General features: G+C 76.8%; 3 protein-coding genes. 1 reads left to right on the top strand and 2 read right to left on the bottom strand.

The genetic code is table 11. The features are described from left to right. Both HMPREF3159_RS17605 and fmt read right to left on the bottom strand, forming a co-directional pair. On the bottom strand, positions 1 to 188 hold a 188-nt coding region (locus HMPREF3159_RS17605), incomplete at its 3' end, for a hypothetical protein (RefSeq protein ID WP_210388804.1). Beyond that, complete coding sequence (gene fmt, locus HMPREF3159_RS00100) at positions 185 to 1,150, bottom strand: methionyl-tRNA formyltransferase (RefSeq protein ID WP_070498997.1); 966 nt, start codon at positions 1,148 to 1,150, stop codon at positions 185 to 187. The genes fmt and HMPREF3159_RS17605, both read right to left, overlap by 4 nt. Positions 1,151 to 1,234: 84 nt before the next feature. Between fmt and HMPREF3159_RS00095 the strand changes: the two genes are divergently transcribed. Continuing rightward, positions 1,235 to 1,856 (top strand): MFS transporter (locus HMPREF3159_RS00095; RefSeq protein WP_141747997.1); only part of this gene is annotated, 622 nt, incomplete at its 3' end.

Raw genomic sequence — 1,856 nt, 5'->3', positions numbered from 1 at the left:
GGGCCGCCCTGGCCGCGCGAGCCGGAGCGCTCGCGGCCCTGCGCGTCGCGGGGCCGGTCACGACGGTCGTCCCGCCGACCACCCCGGTCATCGCGCCGGTCGCCGCGATCGTCCCGTCGACCACCCCGGTCGTCCCGGCCTCGCCGGCTGTCGTCGTGGCTGCGCCCGCCGCGTCGGTCCTCGCTCATACGCGTGCTCCGTCCTGCTGGTCGTCCTCGAAGCGGGCGTCGGGGCCGAGCCCCGCCCCGCGTGCCCAGTCCGCCGCGCGCATCGGGCGCTTCCCCGCCGGGGCGAGGGTCGCGATGGCGAGCGGGTCGGTGCCGGTGCCCACGAGCACCTGTCGCTTGGTGGCCGCGAGCGCGCCGGGGGCCGACGGAGCGCTCGCGCGCGAGGCCTCCTCGACGGCCTCGAGGCCGAGGATCTTGGTGCGGGCGCCGTCCAGGAGCGTCCACGCGCCGGGCTGCGGGCTCATGCCGCGGATGTGCGCGGAGACCTCGTCCGCCGGACGGGTCCAGTCGATCCGGGCCTCGGCGGTGGTGAGCTTCGCGGCGTGGGTCGCGGCCGCGTGGTCCTGCGGGGTGAGGGTCGCGGTGCCGTCCTCGAGCGCGTCGAGGGCCGCGAGCAGCAGCGCGGCGCCGTCGTCGGCCATCCTCTCGAGCAGCTCGCCGGAGGTCTCGAACTCGCCGATGGCGGTGGGGACGGCGGCGATCACGTCGCCGGTGTCCAGACCCTTCTCGAGGCGGAACACGCTCATCCCGGTCTCGCGGCGGCCGGCGAGCACGGCCCGCTGGGCGGGAGCGGCGCCCCGCAGCTCGGGCAGGAGGGAGAAGTGGAGGTTCACCCAGCCGTGGCGGGGGATCTCGAGCGCCGCGGGCGGTACGAGGTTGCCGTAGGCGACCACGGGCGCGGCGTCCGGGGCGAGATCGCGCAGCTGCTGCTGCACCTCCTCGTCCCGCAGCGTGGCGGGGGTGAGCACCGGCACCCCGGCCTCGAGGGCGAGGGACTTCACCGGGGACGGGGTGAGCCTGCGCCCGCGGCCGGAGGGGGCGTCGGCGCGGGTGAGCACGCCGACCACCTCGTGGCGGGAGTCGAGCAGGGTGCGCAGGGAGGGGAGGGCGGCCTCGGGGGTGCCGGCGAAGATCAGACGCATGATGGCCCGAGTCTACGGTCCCACCGGCGGCTCCTGTCGGGCCGTGCCTACAGTGGAGGCCATGAGGCGAGCGCGGTGCGAGGGATGAGCGGGATCGACCCGATCCCGGGCCATGCGCTCGGCTCCCCCGCCTACCGACGGATGCAGCTGGCGCTGGTCTCCGCGGGCATCGCCTGCTTCGCCCAGCTGTACTCCCCGCAGGGGATCCTGCAGCTGATCTCCGCCGATCTCGGCATCGGGCCGGAGCAGGCGGCGCTGACGGTCTCCGCCGCGACCGCCGGGCTGGCGCTGGCGGTGATGCCGTGGTCCTTCGTCGGCGATCGCCTCGGCCGGCGTCCCGCCATGATCCTCGCCGTGATCGCGGCGACGGGGCTGGCCTTGGCGGCGGCCTGGTCGCCGAGCTTCCCGCTGCTGCTCGTGCTGCGCCTGCTGGAGGGGATGGCGCTCGGCGGGGTGCCGGCCCTGGCCATGGCGTATCTCTCCGAGGAGGTCGATGCGCGCTCGCGCGCGGTCGCGGCGGGCTGGTTCGTGGCGGGGACGACGCTGGGCGGCCTGTCCGGCCGGGTGCTGGCCACCCCGGTCGCCGATGTGCTCGGCTGGCGGGCGGGGATGACCGCGGTGGTGATGCTGGCGGTGCTCGCGGCGGCGGGGTTCGTGGCCCTCGCCCCGCGGGAGCGGCGCTTCGTGCCGCGGCGGCGGGCACCGG

Source organism: Brachybacterium sp. HMSC06H03, from assembly GCF_001807385.1.
Lineage (GTDB): Bacteria > Actinomycetota > Actinomycetes > Actinomycetales > Dermabacteraceae > Brachybacterium > Brachybacterium conglomeratum.
The sequence above is the reverse complement of the archived record's forward strand: the minus strand, read 5'-3'. Positions and strand labels throughout refer to the sequence as shown.